This window comes from Tepidisphaeraceae bacterium, from assembly GCA_035998445.1.
GTDB lineage: Bacteria > Planctomycetota > Phycisphaerae > Tepidisphaerales > Tepidisphaeraceae > DASYHQ01.
Genome location: DASYHQ010000028.1, coordinates 34,093 through 55,737, shown reverse-complemented (window position 1 = coordinate 55,737; position 21,645 = coordinate 34,093). Strand labels below are relative to the sequence as shown.

Genomic DNA, 21,645 nt, shown 5'->3' with positions numbered 1-21,645 from the left:
CCCGCACAGTCCGACCCGGCCGCGTTAACCGCCGGGATCGGTGCTCTTCTGGTTGCATGTTGTCACAGATCGCGCGATTAGCACGTGTTGTCGGTCGCACGAGTGACAAGGACATTTAAGCGAACACGCGTACGACGTAGCCGTCCTGATCACCGTTGGCGGTGCGGTTGACGGTGCCGTTGCCGGGCAGGAAGTCGACGGTGCCCTGGTAGCTGCCGGCGACGTACAGGTCGTCGTCGAACATCGTGATGCCCTGCACGGTGTCGTCGCCGCTGCCACCGATGCGGAACGCGTCGTTGAACTGGAGGCCGCCGGTGAGCTTGGTGACGATGGCGTCGGTGCCCCCGGCGCTGGTGACGTTGCGCACGCCGCTGCCCGGATTGGCGTCGACCGTGCCGCTGAACGTATCCGCGACGTAGACGTTGCCGGCGCTGTCGATCTGCATCTCGTTGCCAACCGTGGACACGGCTTGGCCGGCGACGACGGACCGGCCGTCGGCGGACTCGGTCAGCGCCCAGACGAAGTCACCGGCGGGCAGGTGTTGGACGCCGGCGGTGGGGTCGAAGTCGACATTGCCTGCGTCTGTCGTGTGGTTCCCGCTAACGAACAAGCGATTGTTGGCGGTATCGTACGCGAGGCCGGAGATGGACCCGATCCTGTTGCTCGAGTTCCCCTCGCGGCCGACCGGTTGTTCCCAAACGACATCGCCGGTCGTGCCGTCGATCTTCGACACCGCTAGGGCCGGGTCCTCATAATTGGTCAACGATCCGTCCGTACCGACATAGATGTCACCGGACGGGGCGACGACGAGGGCTTCGATCCCGTTGGAACCGTAGTAGCTGCGGTTCAGCCGGCCTTCGGTACCGTCCTCGTTGAGCGACTCGATTAAGCCGTAGTTGCCATCGGGGGAATTGAAGTACCCACCGATGAACAGCGTGCCGTCCGGCGCGACCGCCAGCGCGTTGACGGCGAGTGGGTACCCATCGCTGATGCCGCGTCGCGATAAGCCGATGCCGTCGGATCCGTCGGGCTTGATGTGGCTGACTCCGAACCGGTTGATCTCAAAGGTGGTCCCGAAATTGTCGATGTCGTTCCAGCCGACGTACGCGTGCCCGTTGGGCGTGACCGCCAGGTCGTCCATCGGGCGGCCGTTGTCCGACTTGTCCACCGTGCGGACGTAGATCAGCTTGTTGTCCGGCGCATACTTCGCCAGCGCGCGCAGCGGCTCGGTGGTCGTCGAGAGCGTCGTGATGCCCAGGCCCGGGTCGAAGTCGACGGTGCCGCGGAAGTCCGACAGCACGTAGCGGTTGCCGGCGGCGTCGAACGCGACGTCGACAGTGGTGACGGTCGCGTCGGCACCGCCGTAGCTGCTCTGGCCGCCGAAGGCCAGGTCGTTGAGCTCCAGCGTGTACGCGCCGGTGCTGCCGGCGGCGTCGCCGGCGCCGGTCAGCGGGTTGTAGTTCTGGTTGCCCTTGCCGCTGATGCCGACGTAGTACGTGCCGGCCCGCGCGAACGTGTGGGCGAGGTACGGGCTGCGGTGCGGCCGCTCGAACTCGGCGGCGCCGTCGTCGTTGGCGGCCAGCTGGTTGCCGCTAGAGTCGAAGAGGCGCAGGTAGCCGTCCAGCGGGCTGCCGTTCGTGTCGACGTCGAAGCCGATGCGCTGGCCGGCCGTGACGGTGAAGCGGAACATGTCGACGTCGCGCGGCTCGACGATGCTCTGGTTGAACTTGATCGTGTTCAGCGGCGCGCCGATCGCGGTGGCGATGCGGTCGTTGGTATCGGTCGGCACGGCCGGCGTTGCCAGCGTGCGCACGTCGAGCGTGTAGGCGCCGCTGCTGCCGACCGCGTCGCCGTCGCCGGTGAGCGGATCGTAGCCCTGGTTGCCCTTGCCGCTGATGCCGACGTAGTACGTGCCGGCCCGCGCGAACGTGTGGGCGAGGTAGGGGCTGCGGTGCATCTGCTCGCCGGGCGCGACGCCGTCATCGTTGGCGTCGAGCTGGTTGCCACCGCTGTCGAACAGGCGCATGTACGCGTCGAGCGGGCTACCGTTGGTGTCGAGGTCGAAGCCGACCGTCTGGCCGGCGGCGACGGTGACGCGGAACAGATCGACGTCGGTGCCGTCGATCGCGATGTCCTGGTTGATCTTCGTCGTGTTCAGCGGCGCGCCGGTCGCGCTGGCGAGCGTGTCGTTCGTGTCGACCGGCGGCAGCGGGATGGCGGTCAGGAAGAACGCGCCCCAGCTCGAGCCGGTGGTGCCGGTGCCGTCGACCGGGTTGTAGGTCGTGTTCCGGTTGCCGCTGATGCCGACGTAGTACGTGCCGGCGGCGGGGAACTTGTAGGTGATGAACGAATCGTTGGCCGTCTGACCAAACGGCGGCGTCGCCAGCTCGTCGTCGTTGGCGGCCAACTGGCGGCCGCTGGCGTCGAACAGGCGCATGTACGAGTTGAGCCCGCTCGTCGAACCGTTATCGAGATCAATCTTGATCGTCTGTCCCGGCGTGGCGACCAACTTGAAGATCGCGATGTCCGTGCTGTCGAACGTCCGTCCTTCCACCACGGTGTTCAACGGCAGCGCGTTGGCACCGGCGATCGTGTTGTCGGCCGACCGCTCGCCCGGCACCGCGGCGATCGCGGCGTTGAACAGCCGGCGGTCCTCCAGCTGCTCGATGGCCGCACGGTGACAAGCCGTCGCGACGGCCCTTGTCGATGCGGACGGCCGGCGATTGGTCTTGGACAACGCCTGTGACTTTCGCTTGATGAAATGCATGAAATCTTCCCTTTTTTTGGCTTTCCACGACAGGCCTACAGGTGACACCCTCACCCTTGCACGCCTGTCGGCCGGATCACCGGCGCCCGCCTCTCGGCAGGCACCGGTGTGATTCATCCGCACCTTCACGAGTACCTTTACAGCACGCGGATGTCGAGCGTGTAGGCGCCGGTGCTGCGGCCGAGCACGTCGCCCAAGCCGCTCAGCGGGTCGTAGCCGGTGTTGCCGGTGCTGCTGACGGCGACGTAGTACGTGCCGGCCGTCGCGAACGTGTAGGCGATGTACGGGCTGAGGTGGATCTGCTCGCCGGGCGCGACGCCGTTCTCGTTGGCGGCCAGCTGCCGGCCGCTGGCGTCGAACAGGCGCATGTAGCTGTCGAGGCCGCTGCCGTTGTTGTCGACGTCGAAGCCGATGCGCTGGCCGGCGGCGACGGTGATGCGGAACAGGTCGACATCGGTGCCGTCGGCGATGTCCTGATTGGTCTTCGTCGTGTTCAGCGGCGCGCCCGTCGCGGTCGACAGCCGGTCGTTCGTGTCGGTCGGCGTCGGGCCCGGCAGGACGCGCACGTCCAGCGTGTAGGCGCCGGTGCTGCTGCCGTTCGTGTCGCCGCCGCCGGTGATCGGGTTGTAGGCCCGGTTGTCCTTGCCGCTGACGGCGACGTAGTACGTGCCGGCGGCGGGGAACGTGTAGGCGATATACGGGCTGCGGTGGATCTGCTCGCCGGGCGCGATGCCGTCGTCGTTGGCGGCCAGCTGCCGCCCGCTGCTGTCGAACAGGCGCATGTAGCTGTCGAGCGGGCTGCCGTTGGTGTCGACGTCGAAGCCAACGCGCTGGCCCTGCTGTACGGTGACGCGGTAGAGGTCGACGTCGGTGCCGTCGGCGATGTCCTGGTTGGTCTTCGTCGCGTTCAGCGATGCGCGGTCGGCCGTCGAAATCCGGTCATTGGATTCCACCGGCGGAAGTGGAGGCGTCATGGTGGACAGCCGGTACGTGCCGGTGCTTCCGGAAACGGTGCCGAGGCCCGTCAGTGGGTCGTAACCGGTGTTCGGGTAGCCGCTGACGCTGACGTAATACGTGCCGGCCGTGGCGAACGCGTACTCGAGGTACGGCATCAGGGTGGGGCCTTCGCCCGGGGCGGCGCCGTTGTCGTTGTGGGCCAGCTCGCGCCAGTCGCTCGAGAAGACGCGCAGGTAACCGTTCAGCGGACTGAAACCAGAATCCATGTCGAAGCCGACGCGCTGGCCGGCCGATACGGTGATCGCGTAGTAGTCGATCTCGGTGCCGGCATCGATCGAGCGGAAGACGCTGTCGTTCAGGCCCAGCGGGGTCGTGGCACGGACGGGGACCGTGACCTCGAGCGAGTAGGCGCCCACGCTGCCCGGCGTGCGGCCGGTCCCGGTGGTTGGGTTGTAGCTGCTATTGCCACTACCGGAGACCGCCACGTAGTACGTGCCGGCCGTCGTGAAAGTGTGATCGATGTACGGCATCAGCGCCACCTGTTCGCCCGGCGCGGCGCGATTGTCGTTAGATGCCAGCTGAGCACCGCCGGCGTCGAACAGGCGCAGGTAGCCGTTCAAGCTGCTGCCGTTGCTGTCGACGTCGAACATCACGCGCTGGCCAGCGACGACGGTGACCGCGTAGACGTCGACGTCCGTAGGGTCGGAGACGGTCGCGTAACGTGTGGTGTTGATGGGCAGCGGGACGGCGCCCGCGATGCGCCCGTTGGCCTCGGGCGCGAGCGGGGTTGCGGTGAGCTCAAATCGCCCGAAACTCGCTTGGACAGCGCCCGCGCCGGTGACCGCGCTGTACGCGTCGTTGCCCGCCCCCGAGACGCCCACGTAGTAGGTGCCGGCCGTCGCGAACGTGTAGTCGAGGTAGGCGTCAGCGCCGATTGGTTCGCCGAGCGCCGGCGCGTCATCGTTCTTGGCCAGCTCGCGCCCCTGGGCGTCGAACAGGCGCAGGTACGAGTTCAGCGAGCTGCCGTCGGGCAGGTCGACGTCGAACCCGATGCGCTTGCCAGCCGTGACCGTCACCTTGCGCATCGCGACGTCGGTGTTGTCGAACACCTCGCCGAAGTTGGTCGTGCCGATGGCCAGCGGAAGTGCTTGGGCGATCGTGTCGTCCCCGCCGTAGCTGAAGGCGTACACGCCGCGAACGGCGTCCGTCACCGTCACGCGGCCGGTGGGGCCGACGTCGACGATGCGGGGGCGCTCCTGCGAGAAGACGTTGCGATCGTAGATGAACCCGTTGGTGGGCTGACCCGGGGCCGGGGGACTGTTGAAGCTTGTGTCGGGGGTGAGATCCGCGTTGAAGCGGAGCAGCGCGCTCTCGTCGGCGCCGGACGCGGGCGTGTCCTGGCCCAACGCGACGTAGAACTTACCACCATACTGCGTGATCGAGTTGGGGTAGCTGTCGTACGGGGGGCCGGCATGGGGCTCGTTGTTGTAAGACGAGTAGAATTGGAAGGTCGACGCGGTCCCATTGGCGGTGAATCGCTGAAGCCCGATGTCCGAGTAGTATGCGCCGTAACTGCCAATTATGACCACGTTCCCGCTCGGTTCGACGACCATGTCCCTGGCGCCGCCGTTCTCGCCCAAGACGTACCCATCGCCACCGCCGAAGGAGGTATCGATCAGTCCGGCCGACGTGTATCGGAAGAGGGCATAGTTAACCCTGTTATCGCCGCTGACGTCGCCGCCCACGTAAATACGACCGTCCGGCGTCAGGCCGAGCGTAGTCCCGTCGGTGAAGAGGTCGACGCTTCGCGAGATCGTGCCCGTCCCGTTCCCACCAAAGCCCAGGTCGAGCGACCCATCGACGTTCAGCCGGGTGACCGACATCTCGGTGTAGATGGCTTCGCCGAGAACGAGGGTCTTGCCGTCGGGCTGGACCAGCACGTCGTGGATATCGTTCCCGGCAAACCCGGTCACGAGCCCGTCCCCGCTGAACGAACTATCGATCGACCCGTCGCCGTTGAACCGGGCCAAAAACAGGTCGAACACGGGCCCGCCCTGAAGGTCACCCAGGCGCGTGCCGAGGACGAACTTGCCGCCTGGCGCGGGTGCGATAGTGTCGAACGCGCGGACGCCGACGCCGTCCATGTCGTACGGTACGGTGATCTCCCCCACGCCGTCTCCGCCACCGAAGGTGGTATCGAGGCTCCCGTCGGGCCGCAGCTTGGTCAACACGATCTGGAACGCGTCCTCCGACGCGTACTGCACGCCGCCGATGACGATCGACCCGTCCGCCAACGTGACCGATCCCGCCCCCTTGGGCTCGGCGTCCGTCGCCGCCACGCCATCGCCACCCCCGAAGGTGGGGTCGAGCCCGATCGTGGCGAACAGCCGTCGCTCCTCGAGGCGCTCGATGGGTGCGCTTGAGTACGACCGGCGAGGCTCCAGGCGTTCCATCGGCCGCCCGCCCCTGAGCGCGGCCGATATCGCCGAGTTAAGCTTCTTCGCGACGAGATCTCCACCCGACATCACTTTACCAATACGCATGGTTGCTCCCTTGAGTCGACGACCCACGCACCACCCACCCGTAGCATCACGGAACCCCGTAATTTGTGACATGGGTAAAGCGGACGGCCCCCTCCCCGAGCGGGCTCAGGTGCAAACGCATTAGGCGTTACACACCACAAGCACACTCTACCCCACCAAAATTAAAGTTGCAAATTCCAATTTTATTTCTTGACAAGACGAAAAACATTGAGGCAGTCCACATTTCGTTGGTGGGTTCTTTGTGCCTGTGTTTCGCGACGCACTCGCTGCGAAAACGTGACAATTCGGCTTACCGATGTGGATGAACCCGCTTTGCAATGAGTCCGGTGGGTTGGTCCACGTTTTGCTCAAACTATGATTCCAAACGAAGTCAGTTCGGAAATAAGGAGCAACATCATGGCGAGTTCCACCCCGCGATACATCGTGAAGAAGGTCGGCGATCAGTACGTCACCATGCGGCAGGAAGAGGTCGATCCCGCCACCACTACGCTTTTTGCTGCGGGTGGTTTGTACACGGCACTGTGGGGCGTGAAGCAGCGGGGCTTTTTCGGGCTGGGCGCGATCGCGCTGGGCGCGTGTCTCGTCTACCGCGGGTTCACGGGCCGTAGCCTCATTGATCGCGTGGCGTGCGGTAGCTGGGAACGGGCCGCCAAGGAGCGCGACGTCAACGCGTCGCCATCGTTCCAGCACGACGACCACAGTCAGTCGAACCAGTCACCCGAAGATGAGGTCGACGAGATGTCGATGGAATCGTTCCCCGCAAGCGACCCACCGGCGCGGCATTCGTCCACGGCAACCTAGGTACTTCTCCGTCATCCTGAGGTACTCCGAAAGATCTCTTTCCTCCCCCGACGTCGGAGAAATAGATCCTTCGAGGTACCTCAGGATGACGAGTTGAGCGTTGCGCTAGTTTGCGATGAAAGGCTTACGCGCCGGTGCCACCGAACAGTTGGCGTTCGTACAGCTGCGCGTAGGTTTTGCACGTCTCCAGCAGTTCGTCATGCTTGCCCTGGCCGACGATGCGACCCTTGTCCATCACCACAATCGTGTCGGCCGACATGATGGTGCTGAAGCGGTGGGCAATGACGAACGTGGTACGCTCGTGCATCAGGCTTTCGATCGCCTGCTGGATCAAGTGTTCGCTCTCAGCATCCACCTGACTGGTGGCCTCGTCGAGAATCAGGATCGGCGACTGCCGTAGGATGGCGCGGGCGATGTTCAGGCGCTGCTTCTGACCGCCGGAGAGCCCACCCCCCAACCCGTCGAGGAAGTGGTCGTACCCGCCGTTCTTTTCCAGGATGAACTCGTGGGCAAACGCCCGCTTGGCGGCGTTTTCGACATCAGCACGCAATTGGCGCGTCGTGGCGAGCGCCCGGGGCGTCGTTGACCGCAGCAGGTGCGCCAGTGGGTGGCCGTAGGCGACGTTCTCGGCGACGGTGCCGGGGAAAATCACGCTGTCCTGCGTCACCAGGCTGATCTGGTCACGGAGGCTGTTGCGGGTGACGTTGCGCACGTCGACGCCATCGATCGAAACCCGCCCCAGCGTGGGGTCGTAAAAACGCGGCAGCAGCGCCAGCAGGGTCGTCTTGCCACTGCCGTTGCGCCCCACGACCGCAACGCTCTTGCCCTTGGGCACCGCCAGGCTGACGTCGACCAACGCCGGCGTCGTGGCGCCGGGGTAGGTGAAGCTGATGTTCTCGAACCGCACTTCCTGCGTGATCGGCTTGAGCCGCACGCGCGGCAGGGCCTTTTCCTCCTCCGTGCGCGACTTCTCCGACGGCAAGTCAATCGTCTCAAAAATGCGCGTCGCGGCGGCGTTCGATCGCTGCAAAAGGTTATTCACCTTGCTCGTCCGCCTCAGGCTCTCACCAATGCCACCTAGGCAGACCATCACGAGGAAGAAGGTCGTCTTCTCGAGCGTGTGCGCCTCCAGCACGAGGTACGATGCGAACAGCACCACCCCGCCGATGACGAACAGCGACAGCGTCTCGATGATCGGCGAGCTCAGCGCGTCGTAGCGGCTCATGCGGAGCTGCTCGACGCTCAGCTGACCCATAATGCCCGCGTAGCGCCGGCGCTCGAACCGCTCGGCGTTGGCGCCCTTCACGACTCTTATGCCGATCAGCGTCCCTTCGATCTGTCCCAGCATGCTCGACGACTTGGCCATGGCCTCGCGGCTGGCGCGGCGCATCTTCTTGCCGAACTTCTTGATGATCAGGAACATGATCGGCCCGAACAGCACGATGAAGAGCGTCAGCTTCCAACTGAGAAACAGTGCCAGTCCCAGCGCGAACGCGACCTTGATCGGTTCCTGAATGCTTTGGCCCAACACGAGGCGGAAACCTTCCTGCAGGCCCTGCGCATCGGTGACCAGTCGGCTGGTGACGTCGCTGGTCCCCTTTTGTCCGAAGAACGACATCGGCACGTGCAGCACGTGGTCGTACAGGTGCCGCCGGATGTCGCGCACCGCAAGAATGGCGGCCCGGTCGGCGAGGTATTCTTGGAAGAAGCGGATGACGTTCCCGATCGTGGTGATGACCGCGATGATGCCGAACGCCACCGCGATCGCGTACAGCGGCCGTTCGGGGAACTTGGCCGCGATGTTGCCGCTCAGGTTCAGGTAGGCCGGCGCGGGTTCCAGGTTGACCAGTTTGTCGGCGACGGTCGCCTGCTGAACGGATGGGTCCGCTAAGTACTTCAGTTTGTTGCGGCGCTCTTGGCCGGTATCGGTCTCGGCCGACACGATGTCCGTCGGCTTCAGCCCTGCTCGGTCGGCGGGGCTGCCGTCCTCAACGCGCAGCACCCGCACGTCGGCGGTGTCGTCGGACAGTTGGACGCCCAGCCGCTTCTCGGCGATCTGCCCGTTCGCCCATTCCGCCACAGTCTGGTTGTTCAGCAGCACGCGCATGATCGGCAGCATCGCCGTGATGCCACCGGTGAACGCCACGCCGACGAAGAGCGCGCAGATGATCGAAATGATCACCGTCCTGCGGTACGGCCACAGAAACCGGCACGCACGCCCGAAATTGCGCAGGGACTTGTCTTTTTTGCGACGAGACTCGTGACTCATGAGGCAATGACCTTTCAGTCGATAACATGAGGGTTATCGGACGAGGAGGACCGGAAAGTATAATGGCCGGCCGCCAAATCCCAAAGCCACCGACACCGACGAACGGGCGATTCGGTAGTGATGAAGATGCCCGCGGTTGTCATCCCGATGGAGGCTTGCCGACCTGAGGGATCTCCCAATGGCCGAGCACCGTCCGTCCATCGAGATCCCTCAGGTCGCCTTAGGCTCCCATCGGGATGACACGAGTGACCCTCTCCCCATGCGCCGGGAGAGGAGCAGGATTAGACGCACGAACTTTCTGGAATTGCCCATGCCCTCCCCCATCCCCCTCTCCCAGCCCGACATCACGCAAATCGAGATCGACGCCGTCGTGGACGTGCTGCACGGCACGACGCTGTCCATTGGCCCGAAGCTGGTCGAGTTCGAGCGCGCCTGCGCCAAGGTCGCTGGCCGGCAGCATGGCATCGGCGTCAACAGTGGCACCAGTGGACTGCACCTTGCCATGCTGGCAGCCAACATCGGGCCTGGTGATGAAGTGCTGACCACGCCCTTCTCGTTCGTGGCGTCGGCCAACTGCATCCTGTTCGTCGGGGCCAAGCCGGTCTTCGTTGACATTGACCCGCTGACGATGAACGTCGACGTCGACAAGCTTGAGGCCGCCATTACGCCCAAGACCAAGGCGATCGTCGCCGTCGAATGCTTCGGTCACCCCGGTGGAATGCTCGAGGTTGAACAGATTGCCCGCCGGCATGAGCTGACGCTGATCGAGGACTGCTGCGAAGGCTTCGGTGGGCACAGCGGTGAACGGCCGATCGGCTCGTTCGGCCGGGCGGGCGTCTACGCGTTCTACCCCAACAAGCAGATCACCACGGGTGAAGGCGGGATGATCGTCACCGACGACGACACCTTCGCCGCCACTTGCCGGGCGCTGCGCAACCAGGGCCGCGAGGGCATGGCGTGGCTGGCGCACCAGCGGCTCGGCTACAACTACCGGTTAAGCGAGATCAACGCCGCCTTGGGCGTGGCGCAGGTGAGCCGGTTGGATGAAATTCTCGAAAAACGCCGTCAAGTCGCCCATGTCTACATGGAACGGCTAATGACCAACAAGTACCTGATCCTGCCGACCCTGGATGACGAAACGCACATGAGCTGGTTCGTCTTCGTCGTACGCCTCAACGACCTCTTCGAGCCCGGCGATCGCGACGCCGTGATGCAGGAACTGCGGGCCGAGGGCATTGGCTGCAACAACTACTTCCCCCCCATTCACCTTCAGCCCTACATGGCCGAAGCCACCGGTCACAAGGACGGCGACTTCCCCGTCTGCGAGTACGTCGCCGCCCGGACGCTAGCGCTGCCGTTCTACGGCGCATTGAGCACCCGCGACGTGAACCGCGTTTGCGACGAGTTGGAACAGGCGATCGATAAGGTGCTAACGGGCCGGAAAGATAGGCGGTTCTAGACCGATGGCATCTGAAGTTTGCATTATGACGAACGATCGACCACACCCCCCGCTCGTTGTTTTTGTAGATGTCGACGACACTCTAATTCGCTCCGTTGGAACAAAGCGAATTCCGATCAGCGCGACGATCGATCACGTTCGGTCATTGCATGCCGACGGTGCGGTGCTGTATTGCTGGAGTTCGGGTGGTGGCGAGTACGCCAGGACGATCGCACAGGAGTTGATGATCGACCACTACTTCGTAGCGTTCCTGCCAAAGCCGCAGGTGCTCGTGGATGACCAAGAGGTCGGCGACTGGCGAAGATTGCTCACCATCCATCCGATGCAGTGCGAAACGGAATCGGTGGCCAGCTATCGACTCGCGCTCGAAGCCCGTTGACAGTCTAGTCGCCCATCCCGTCCCTTCGTACCACTCGGGCGAATCCCGCGGTTATAGTCTCTCTATGTTCAAGATCGACCTCGAGCGCGAGGTGGACGGCCGGTGGATCGCCGAGGTCGCGGAACTTCCCGGTGTGCTGGCGTACGGGCAGACCCGCGAAGAAGCCGTGCGCCGCGTACAATCGCTTTCGCTTCGCGTCGTGGCGGAACGCGTTAGGCACGGCGAGGACCTCTGACCGCCAAGGTCGCGCCGCGCCTTTCACGTAGCATGGGCGTCTCGCCCATGCCCGTTGATGCAGTCAAACTCGATTTGCTTCGGACGACCCGGCCGGCGCGGCTCCCTACTAACCGTGCTTCTTGTTCCAATCCACAGGCATGGGCGAGACGCCCATGCTACGTGCGGAATCGACGTTCAATCATCTTTCCGCTTTCCCTTCCCGCCCGACCGCACCAACCGCACCGGCTGCAATACCAGATTGTACAGATTGCTGTAAACGTTGATCGTCATGAACCGCAGCGCCTCGCGGCCGCGTTTGGCGGTGGGCTCGTGCAGGTGCGGGAGGAAGACCACGACCGCCATGACGCGCAGCGCGAAGCTCAGCAGGAACAGCACGTCGTAGTAGTTCAGCGCCCGGATGAACGCGAACGGTTGAAACGTCGTGTCCTTCATCAGCTCGGCGATCGCCCCGCTGGCCAGCCCGCCCATACAGCCGGCGATGTTGACGATGACGGCGTTCACGGCGACGTAGCTCGTGCCGCGGTTGTTGGCGGTGTCGTCGTCGCCACCGCCGGCCATCTGCATGACGAAGTTGAAGTTGGCGATCTCCACGCCCGTCCAGAACGCCGCCCCCAACGCGCTCAGCACGTAGCCGAGCCAGACGTTGCCGCTGTGCATAAAGCACCAGCCGACAGCCACCGGCGCGAAGCCCAGCGTCGACAGCTTCAGCACCGGCTTCTTGCCCATGCGGTCGACCGCCCTCCCCCAAAGTGGCAGCACGAGCAACTGCGCCGCCAGTGGCGCGACCAGCAGCATGAGCTGCGTGCCCTTGCCGCTAACCTTGGCCTCCTCGATCACATAGAGCGTGACGAACGTGCCCATGAAGCTGACCGCGAACGTCAGCGTCGCCACGAAACCCGCAAACCACAGAAAGTTCCGGTCGCGCAGCGGCCGCGACAGCGCCTGGAACAGGTGTGCCCCTCGCTTGGGCGCCTTGGGCACCGCCGGCACCCAGTGGAACAGCACGATGTCCAACAAGCCGAAAATCGCTGCGACGATGAAGATCTTGGCGCAGACCGACATCACCGTCGCGTCGTTGGCGTTCCCGCCACTGGCGTAGCGGTCCAGCACCCACCCCACCAGCAGCGCCGCGGGCAACGCAGAGAAGATGCCCAACTGCCGGCGTCTCGAGAAGTAGCGCCCGCGCACCCGGTCGGGCACGATGTCGGCCATCCAGCTCATCCACGCGGGCCCGCCCACCGCCTGCCCGCAGTGCATCAGCAGCACCAGCACCAGAAACAGCCCGATCGCCAACCCCTGAGCCTTGCCGCCGTACTGGCTCAACAGCCAGATCGGCACGAGCGCGATCGGGAACCATAGCAACCGCTGGCCATACAGGCCGACCTGGAAGATGAGTTTGCGCGCGCCGGTACGCTCGATGAGCACGCTGGCTGGCAGCGATAGCAGTGACGCTAGGAACGGCAGCGCCGACAGCACGCCGAACTCGAACCGGGACAGGTGCAGCGCCTGGGCAAACATCGTCAGCGGCGCGCCGGAGGTGGTCGTGACCCATACCGACCCGAACAGCCACGCGACCGTCACCAAAGCCATGCTTCGGCGAAGGCCGGCGCCCCGGTGCTGGTCTCGAATATCTGGAGCGGGGTGTGCGGGGGTGGCGTCGTCTTTGATGGGCTTCACTTGGGACCTTGTGCGGGGCGGCATTGTAAAGAGTGCCCCTGCAACCGCAACGGAAGCGTTTTGCCCGACAGATTGACGTCCCGTAATCCTTTTCCCATGCCCCGCCGCGCCAAATAGGTGCAATCCGTCCCGCTACGGTGAGCCTGATCACACCTGTTTCGATCGCTCAGCCCGCTTTTTGCAAGGTATTGGTCCATTTCTCAGCCGTTAGCTGAGCGACCAGTGCCCGCGCGGTCCGACCTTTGCGTTATCGGTCTCTCACGTTGGTGGCGGTACTGCCGTCGCCTGAGTCAATGAACAACTGTCTTGGAAGGAGCATTGCCATGCGCAAGTTCACCGCCCTCGCGTCCACCGCCATTATCGCCGCCGGCACGGGTTGGATCTCGTTCGGTCAACCAAGCTACCTGCATGCGCAGGAGAACGCCGAGGTAAACATCGAGGTTGATAAGAACGCAACCAACAAGGAAGGCACGCGCGCCAAAGAAGTGCCAGCGGGCGCGCTGCAGCAGTCCGGCCAGAATCAGAATCAGAATCAGAATCAAATGGGCCAGGGCCAGGGCCAGCAGCAGATGCAGGACCAGCAGAAGCAGATGAACGATCAACAGAAGCAGGCCATGCAGGGTCAGGCTTCGGCTCCGCAGCAATTGCTGGCCAAGGCGACCCACGCGTCGGTCAGCCCGGATATGGGGATCACGAAGGTGCTGTCGTCGGCCGACCAAGAGCGCATTACCGGCGCCAACGCGGACTCGTCGCAGCTCGACCAGACCGCCAGCCAGCTGCGCACGGCATGGCAGGAGAAGTACGGCAGTGAACTGTCGGTCGACAGCATCGCCGCGGCGCTGAACCAGCAAGGTGGCGGGCAGTTGAACGCCCAAGCTGGTGGTCAGACCGGGAACATGACCGCCTCGGGCAACATGAGCCAGCCCGCGGGCGGCGCTACCAGCGGTGGCCAGGCGAGCGACCAGAACCCGATCGAAGCGCAGAACGTGACGATCGGCTCCGAGAACCGCGCCGCGCCGCGCGTCTCGGCGACCCCTCCCGGTGCCGGTGACCCGGCCGATCGGGTGGCCGTCGCCCCCGGCTCAGGCGCCGAGGGCGTGCCCGAGTCCAGCCCTGCCGCCGACGGTGTGCAGCGCAACTCCGACTCGCCGCGCTTGGAAGAGGTCGCCACCGGCGACGCCAACGCCCAGACCGCCAGTGGCCAGATGCAGCCGGCCGGTGGTGGCAACATGAGCGGTAACACCGCGACCTACACCGTGCCCGCCAGCAACGGCATGCCCGCCACCACGCTGAACCTCGTGAAGGAGGGTGGCGAGTGGAAGGTCGACATCGCCGATTCCATCGACGCCAAGACCCTTCACAACAACCTGAACACGCAGCTGTCTCAGGTCGCCAACATGAAGGACCAGTGGCCCGAGCAGGAAGCTCAGGCCCAGCGCATCCTCGCCCATCACGTTGCGATGGCCCTGAGCCAGGGCTCGGCCAACAGCGGCAACATGAACCAGTAAGGTTCAATTCTTCCGGTCAGGCCGCGTTGAAAGCGCGGCCTGACCTTTCGAACGCCTGAAGAAACACTATCCAAAGGAGCACGCTATGAAGAACCCGATGATCACCACCGCCGTCGCCTTGGCCGTCAGCAGCATGGCCTTCGCGCCAACGTTCGCCGCCGACGCCAACGACACCGCGGCCCAGCGCACCTCTGACAATGCGCGCACGACCGCCAACGAGGCCGGCAACTCTGCCGAGAATGCCGCCGAACGGGCCGGCAACAACATGGAGAACGCCGCCGAACGCGCGGGCAACAACATCGAGAACGCCGCCGAACGTACCGGCGATCGAATTCAAAACACCGCCGACCGTGCTGGTGAAGGCATGAACAACGGCGTGAACAATCCGGACCCGGCGTTGAACACGGAAACAACCGTCAACACCACGCCCAATCCGAACGCCAACACCAACGCCAACCTCGGCACCGGCAACACCGCGATGGCCCCGGACGCCGAGGACATCAAGGGCGTGATCGCCGATGCCACCGAGGCGTTCGTGAAGCAGGGAACCTTCGACGACCTGGTCGAGCGCCTCGTCGACGCCGACCGCAACCGCATCGGTCGCGACGGTTACGCCGAGCAGGATCACGCCGACCTGCAGCAGGCCTCTGAAGCGTTCCTGGCCACGTGGAAAGAGAAGTACAACACCGACTTCGATATCGAGGACCAGAAGATGGTCTTCAACGACCAGCAGTTCCGCGTGCTGCAGAGCGAGATCGGCGAGAACGCCCAGACCGCCGGTGGCGCGATCGACGTCGATGCCAACGCCAACAACGATCGGGCGACGGTGAACGTCGACAACAACACGGGCGTCGACGCCCCGGGCAACAAGGCCGCCGACACCAACCGTAACGACCCCGGCCGCAACATCGCGACCGTGACGGTCAACAACAAGATGGGCAACCTGCAGGTGCCGATGATCCACGAGATGCCTGACGCTTGGAAGATCGACGTGCCCGACAGCGTCGATGGTCCCAAGCTGAAGCAGAACATCATCGCACACCTGAACGCCGCGGTGGCGATGAAGGACCAGTGGCCGGCCGACGCCAACCAGGCCTATGCCAACCTCTCGACCCACATGCTCCAGGCCCTGATGGACAAGCCGGCCGAGACGAAGTAACGGATCTTGCGATTCTGGCATCTAAATTAGAGCGAAGGCCGGTCTCCGAAAGGCGACCGGCCTTTCTCTTGGTTAGGCCGCGCGGGTTCCTCGCGCGAGTGCGTCAGCGGTTAATTATCCCGAGGGGAGCCGAAAGGCTAGTGGGGCCCTCGCGTTGATGAGGGACGTGTCAACCCGATGGGAGGCTTGCCGACCTGAGGGATCTCCCAAGGCCGAGAACCGTCCGTCGATCGAGATCCCTCAGGTCGCCTTAGGCTCCCCTCGGGATGACAATCGTTGTGAGTCGCAGTTACACCTCGGGCATTCCTCACCAGCCCCTTGCGAACGTCCCCGTTCACGCAATGATGACGCCGGAGCCACCTAATCATGCCTGATCAGCGCGTCACCGTTCTTCTGGATGAACCCATCGCCACCATCCGCCCGGAACTGCACGGCCAGTTCGCCGAGCACCTTGGCGCGTGCGTGAACGACGGTCTTTGGGTCGGCGAACAATCGACCATCGCCAACGTCGGTGGCTTCCGGGCCGACGTGCTGGAAGCGCTACAACGGCTGCGCATCCCGCTGTTGCGCTGGCCCGGTGGCTGCTTCGCCGACGACTATCACTGGGAAGACGGTGTCGGCCCACGCGCCAGCCGGCCGACGCGCGTGAACGCGTGGTGGGGTCACAACCTGGAAGACAACGCCTTCGGCACCCAGGAGTTCCTCCGCCTGTGCGGCCTGTTGCGCGCCAAACCGTATCTGGCGGGCAACGTGGGCAGTGGCACGCCACGCGAGATGAAGCAGTGGGTGGAATATTGCAACTTCACCGGCCCCAGCACGCTGGCGCGCCGCCGGGCGGCCGATGGGTCACCGCAGTCGTTGAACGTCGAGTATTGGGGCGTGGGCAACGAGAACTGGGGCTGCGGCGGGTCGATGTCACCGGAGGATTACGCGACGGCTTACAAGCGGTTCGCGACCTACTTGGGCACGTTCATGCGCGTGCCGACGCGCATGCCGCTGTTTTTGATCGCTTGCGGCCCCAACGGCAACAACGTCGATTGGACGCGCCGCTTCTTCGCCAGGGCCGGCGTCCCCGCGGGCGACTGGCAACTGCACGGCTTCGCTGCCCACTACTACTGCGGCACCGCCGGCACCGCCACCGACTACACAACCGACCAGTGGTATGAACTGCTGCATCGCGCCACCGCCGTCGAAGGGCTTATCCTCGACCAGCGGGCGGCGCTCGACGAGGTCGATCCCGAACGAAAGATCGGCCTGATCATCGATGAATGGGGCACGTGGCACCCGCCCACGCCTGGACGCAATCCAAACCACCTCTGGCAGCAGAACACGCTGCGCGACGCGCTGGTGGCCGCCATCACGCTCGACGCGTTCAACCGTCACGCTGACAAGGTGGTGATGGCCAACATCGCGCAGGTCGTGAATGTGCTGCAGGCCATGATCCTCACCGACGGCGACCGCATGGTGCTCACGCCGACCTATCACGCGTTCGACCTCTACCAGCCCCACCAGGGCGCCACCGCCGTGCGGACCGAGATCGAATCATCCGCGACCGTCCGCTTCGTGCAGGGAAGCGTCCGCCAGCAGATGCCAGCCCTTTCCGGCTCTGCAAGCCGTAGCGGGAACACGGTCACGGTGAGCCTGGTGAACGTGCACGAATCGCTGCCGCTGGAGATCGCAATCGATCTGGGCGGTGCCCCCGTTCGGTCGGCGACGCAATCGACGATCGCCCACGACGACCTCACCGCCCACAACACGTTCGACGACCCCGACACCGTTCGGCCGACGACGCAGGGGGTCGACACAACGGAACTCCGCTACACGCTGCCCCCTGCGTCGGTGAACGTGTTTCGGTTCACGACGGCCTAAAGCAGGGCGCACGTTGCCGTTGCGTTCGGGTGCCACGGTTTGGTACTCCAAGCCGTACTTGGGGCGACGCAGCCGACACGGCTTGGAGTACCAAACCGTGGCACCCAGAGGACAAGTCGCTACAGAAATGGGTCCGTTGCTCTAGAGCGTGTTATGCACTTTCCAGCTCAGAAACTGGCTTGGGTGCCACGGTTTGGTACGCCAAGCCGTGCCGGTACACGCAGACACGGCTTGGAGTACCAAACCGTGGCACCCAGCGTCGTCACGCCTGCGTTACGGGCCCCCAAAGTGCATAACACGCTCTAGCGCCGCGGTTGGCTGGAACGGCTGACAGCGATGGTGGCTGGCGGCCGCGAGTTACCGCACACGGCTGGCCAGGCTGGCGACCGTGGCGATCAGCTCGGCGGGCTCGACTGGCTTGGAGACGTGCATGTCGTAGCCGGACAAAATCGAACGCACCCGGTCCTCGGCGCGCGCGTAGGCGGTGAGCGCGACCGCGCAGACCTTGCCGTTGCGATCGGCCGGCAGCGCGCGGATGCGCCGGATCAGCGCGTAGCCGTCCTCGCCGGGCATTCCGATGTCGCTGACCAGCACGTCGAACTTCCCCTCGCTCAGCCGCTGCATGGCGTGCGCGACCGAGTCGGCGGCCGTCACGATGGCGTCGCAGTCGCTCAGCAGTCGCTGGACCATGCTGCGAGCGTCGGGCTCGTCGTCGACCACCAGCACGCGCACGCCCTTCAGCTGCGCGCACGCATCGGCGGCGACGGCGATCTCGGCGTCGGGGCGGCGCAGTGGCGCGTCGGGGTCGTCGCCGGGTCGCAGCACGTTTAGCGGTAGCGCGACGATGAACGTCGCGCCCGTGCCGGCGCCACGGCTGGTCACCCGCACGCTGCCGCCGTGCAGTTCGGTCAGTTGCTTCACGATCGACAGGCCCAGCCCCAGCCCACCGTGGCGGCGCGTCGTGCTGGCGTCGGCCTGGCGGAAGCGGTCGAACACGTGCGGCAGGAACTGGGGGTTGATGCCCTCGCCGGTGTCGGTCACGCTCACCTCGATGTGCGAGTTGACGCGATGGACGCTCACCTGCACGCGCCCGCCGCTGGGCGTGAACTTGACGGCGTTGCTCAGCAGGTTCCAGAAGACCTGCTGCAGGCGGTTCGGGTCGGCGCTGACCGGGTGCGTGAGCGGGTCGAGCACCGACTGGACCTGCACGCGCTTCGCCGCCGCCGCCGGCCGGACCGTGTCGATCGCCGCCGATACCACCGCGGTCAGGTCGACCGGCTGCACGTCGAGCCGCACCTTGCCGCTGATGATGCGGCTCATGTCCAGCAGGTCCTCGATGATCTGCGTCTGCGCCCGCGCGTTGCGCTCGATCGTCTGCAGGCCCTCCTCCAGTTCGCCCTCGTCGCGGTTGCTCATGCGCAGGATCTGCGACCAGCCCAGGATCGCGTTCAACGGGGTGCGCAGCTCGTGCGACAGCGTCGCGAGGAACTCGTCCTTCATCCGGCTGGCGCGCTCGGCCTCGGTGCGGGCGGACCGTTCGGATTCCAGCAACTGCTCGTTCTGCTCCTGCAGCAGCTTGAAGTCGTGAATGTCGGTGTTCGTGCCGAACCAGCGCACGATGTCGCCATGCGCGTCGCGCACCGGTAGCGCGCGGGCCAGGTGCCAGCGATACGCGCCGTCGGCGCTGCGCCGGAAGCGGCACTCGACCTCGTACGGCTGCCCGGTGCGCAGCGCCTCGGTCCAACGGACGAACACGAGCTTGAGGTCCTCCGGCGGCGCCAGCGGCGTCCAGCTCTCATCGCCGGTTAGGCCCTCGGGCATCCCGGTGTACTCGTGCCAGCGCTTGTTGTAGTAATCGACGGTGCCATCGGGCCTGGCCGCCCAGACGATCTGGGGCATGGCATCGGCCAGCTGGCGGAAGCGCGCCTCGCTCTGGCGCAGCGCATCGCGGGCCAGCACGAAGTCCGTCACGTCCACGCCGTGCACGAAGATGCCCGAGATGCGGCCATCGTTGTCGCGCGTCGCCTGGTAGACGACGTTGATGTACCGATCCTCGAGCGCATCGCCCTCGGTGCGCTGCAACTGGAGTGGCAACTCGCTGCCAGCGAACGTTTCGCCGGTCTGGTAGACGCGGTCCATCAGTTCGAAGAAGCCCTGTCCTGCCACCTCCGGCAGCGCATCGCGCACGGGTTTGCCGATGACATCGCGGTGCCCCACGATCTCGTAGTATCGCTCGTTGGCCAGTTCGAAGACGTGCTCGGGCCCGCGCAGCGTGCAGATGAACGCCGGCGCCTGCTCGATGATGTTGGCGAGCTTCGCCCGCTCGCTCTGCAGCCCGGTGATCAACCGGCGACGTTCGGTGATGTCCATCACGACACCGTCGAGCCGCGTGGGCGGCTTGCCCGCCTCATCGGCACTGACCTGACCCGTCGAGTGCAACCATCGGATCTGACCGTTCGGCCCGACCACGCGGTACTCGATGTCGTACCGCTCCTGCCCCGAGATCGCCCGTTCGACCGACCGCTGCACGCGCTGGCGGTCGTCGGGGTGGATGCGATCGAACAACCGCTCGCGCACGATCGTCTCGTCCGGCGACATCCAGAAGAATTCCCGCAGGCGCCGGTTCCACTCGATGCGCCCGACGGGCAGCGTCCAGTGGAAGGTCCCCAGTTCGGCCGCATCCACGGCCAAGGCAAAGCGTTCCTCGCTGGCGCGCAGCGCGTCCTCGTCGCGCTTGCGCTCGTTGATGTCCTGGAAGTAGACCGAGATGCCCTCGGGCGACGGGTAGGCGCGAATGTCGTACCACCCCTCGAGCGGCGCCGGGTAGAACTCGACGAACTGCGTGGTCACGCGCTCGTTCATCGTGCGGTTGTACTGGCGTTCAAACTCGGTGCCGAGCGCGCTGGGGAACTCGTCCCAGATCACCCGGCCGATCAGTTCCTCACGACGGCGGTGCAGCAACCGCTCGGCGCCGGCGTTCACGTACGTGAAGCGCCACTGCCGGTCGACGGCGTAGAACGCGTCGGTGATGCTTTCGAGGATGCGGTTGGCGCGCTCCTCGGCACGCTTGCGCTCGGTGATGTCGCGGCAGACCTTCGTGTAGCCCACCAGGCGCCCGTCGTCGCCCAGCAGTGGCGTCAGGATGCCGCTGGCGAAGAAGCGGGTGCCATCGTTGCGCATGTGCCAGCGCTCGTCGGCGGCGCGGCCATCGGTGCGGGCCCGCTCGCGCTCCTTGTGCGGCTCGTCGCGCGCCAGGTCCTCGGGCGTCCAGATCTCGTCGCTGGTGCGGCCGATGATCTCGTCCTGACCGTAGCCGAAGACCTTGTCGGCCCCCACGTTCCAACTGGTGACGATGCCGTCGCGGTCCATCGTGAACATCGCGTAATCCCGCACGCTCTCGACGATCTGCGCCAGCCGCGCCTCGCTCGCCTGGTGGCGAGACCGCACGCGCTGGCCCGCCAGCGCCACGGCGGTGAAGTCGCCGAGGCTGGTCAGGATGCGGGCGTCCTCGTTGGTGAAGTGGATCTGGTCGTCGTGGGTCGCCACCCAGATGGTGCCCTCGACGTCGCCGGACCGGAACGGCACGACGAGGTTCTCGATGATCTCCGGTGGCTCGGCGCGACGCATGTCCGTGAAGAGGCGGGACGGACGGTCGAACAGCTGCGCCACCCCGCGCGCCAGCGTGGCGCCGCAGGGACTGATGTCGTACGGGGTGGTCCCACCGCGGTAGCTGGCGTACGCCCCCGCCATCGCGACCCAGCGGAACGATCGCTGCCCGTGCGCGTCCTCCTCGAGCAGACTGACGCCGGCCGATCCGGCGCGGCAGAGGCGCAGCGCCGCATCCACCAGCGCGTCGAGCGCGGCCTGTGCGTCCATCGTCAGCGCGCGCCCCACCGCGTGCAGCGCAGCGACCTCGTCGGTGTAGTTGGGAGGTGGCGCGGGGCGGCGGGTCAATTGCCCGGTGATCAGGATCTGGTCGAGCGTGACCGTGGGATGCTGCGCGTCGTTGTCCATGCCTTG

The 21,645-nt window shown here is 65.2% G+C and carries 12 protein-coding genes; 7 read left to right on the top strand and 5 right to left on the bottom strand.

Annotated features, from left to right (window positions below):
• Positions 1-115 precede the first annotated feature (115 nt).
• Positions 116-2,767 carry a pre-peptidase C-terminal domain-containing protein gene (locus VGN72_12150; protein ID HEV7300111.1) on the bottom strand — a complete coding sequence of 884 codons (2,652 nt, stop codon included), beginning with the start codon at positions 2,765-2,767 and terminating at the stop codon, positions 116-118.
• A 137-nt stretch (positions 2,768-2,904) separates the two neighbouring features.
• Positions 2,905-6,267: a DVUA0089 family protein gene (locus VGN72_12145; protein HEV7300110.1), complete on the bottom strand. Its 3,363-nt coding sequence runs from the start codon at positions 6,265-6,267 to the stop codon at positions 2,905-2,907.
• 396 nt (positions 6,268-6,663) lie between these two features.
• Here VGN72_12145 and VGN72_12140 point away from each other — a divergent pair, with 396 nt between their 5' ends.
• Positions 6,664-7,068, top strand: a complete 405-nt coding sequence (locus VGN72_12140) for a hypothetical protein (GenBank protein ID HEV7300109.1) — start codon at positions 6,664-6,666, stop codon at positions 7,066-7,068.
• Positions 7,069-7,192: 124 nt separating this feature from the next.
• Here the strand turns inward: VGN72_12140 and VGN72_12135 are convergent, their stop codons facing one another.
• Positions 7,193-9,250, bottom strand: coding sequence for an ABC transporter transmembrane domain-containing protein (locus VGN72_12135; protein ID HEV7300108.1), 2,058 nt, complete (start codon positions 9,248-9,250; stop codon positions 7,193-7,195).
• A gap of 397 nt (positions 9,251-9,647) precedes the next feature.
• On the opposite strand from VGN72_12135, the gene VGN72_12130 reads away from it, so the two are divergent.
• From VGN72_12130 to VGN72_12120, 3 genes are all read left to right on the top strand, one after another.
• Positions 9,648-10,796, top strand: coding sequence for a DegT/DnrJ/EryC1/StrS family aminotransferase (locus VGN72_12130; GenBank protein ID HEV7300107.1), 1,149 nt, complete (start codon positions 9,648-9,650; stop codon positions 10,794-10,796).
• A 25-nt stretch (positions 10,797-10,821) separates the two neighbouring features.
• Positions 10,822-11,175: a DUF705 domain-containing protein gene (locus tag VGN72_12125; protein HEV7300106.1), complete on the top strand. Its 354-nt coding sequence runs from the start codon at positions 10,822-10,824 to the stop codon at positions 11,173-11,175.
• A gap of 64 nt (positions 11,176-11,239) precedes the next feature.
• Positions 11,240-11,410, top strand: a complete 171-nt coding sequence (locus VGN72_12120) for a type II toxin-antitoxin system HicB family antitoxin (protein ID HEV7300105.1) — start codon at positions 11,240-11,242, stop codon at positions 11,408-11,410.
• Between the two features lie 176 nt (positions 11,411-11,586).
• On the opposite strand, the gene VGN72_12115 is transcribed toward VGN72_12120, so the two are convergent.
• A complete protein-coding gene (locus VGN72_12115; GenBank protein HEV7300104.1) occupies positions 11,587-13,002 on the bottom strand; it encodes an MFS transporter in 1,416 nt (471 codons plus the stop codon).
• Between the two features lie 410 nt (positions 13,003-13,412).
• Here VGN72_12115 and VGN72_12110 point away from each other — a divergent pair, with 410 nt between their 5' ends.
• The 3 genes from VGN72_12110 to VGN72_12100 all read left to right on the top strand — a co-directional run bounded on the left by VGN72_12110 (position 13,413) and on the right by VGN72_12100 (position 17,625).
• The gene (locus VGN72_12110; protein ID HEV7300103.1) at positions 13,413-14,597 is read left to right on the top strand and encodes a hypothetical protein; all 1,185 of its coding nucleotides are present in this window, start codon (positions 13,413-13,415) and stop codon (positions 14,595-14,597) included.
• Between the two features lie 85 nt (positions 14,598-14,682).
• Positions 14,683-15,756 carry a hypothetical protein gene (locus tag VGN72_12105; GenBank protein HEV7300102.1) on the top strand — a complete coding sequence of 358 codons (1,074 nt, stop codon included), beginning with the start codon at positions 14,683-14,685 and terminating at the stop codon, positions 15,754-15,756.
• Positions 15,757-16,122: 366 nt separating this feature from the next.
• Entirely contained in the window at positions 16,123-17,625 is a 1,503-nt protein-coding gene (locus VGN72_12100; GenBank protein HEV7300101.1) for an alpha-L-arabinofuranosidase C-terminal domain-containing protein, read from the top strand.
• 357 nt (positions 17,626-17,982) lie between these two features.
• Here VGN72_12100 and VGN72_12095 read toward each other — a convergent pair whose 3' ends face one another.
• The gene (locus VGN72_12095; protein HEV7300100.1) at positions 17,983-21,639 is read right to left on the bottom strand and encodes a PAS domain S-box protein; all 3,657 of its coding nucleotides are present in this window, start codon (positions 21,637-21,639) and stop codon (positions 17,983-17,985) included.
• Positions 21,640-21,645: the final 6 nt, after the last annotated feature.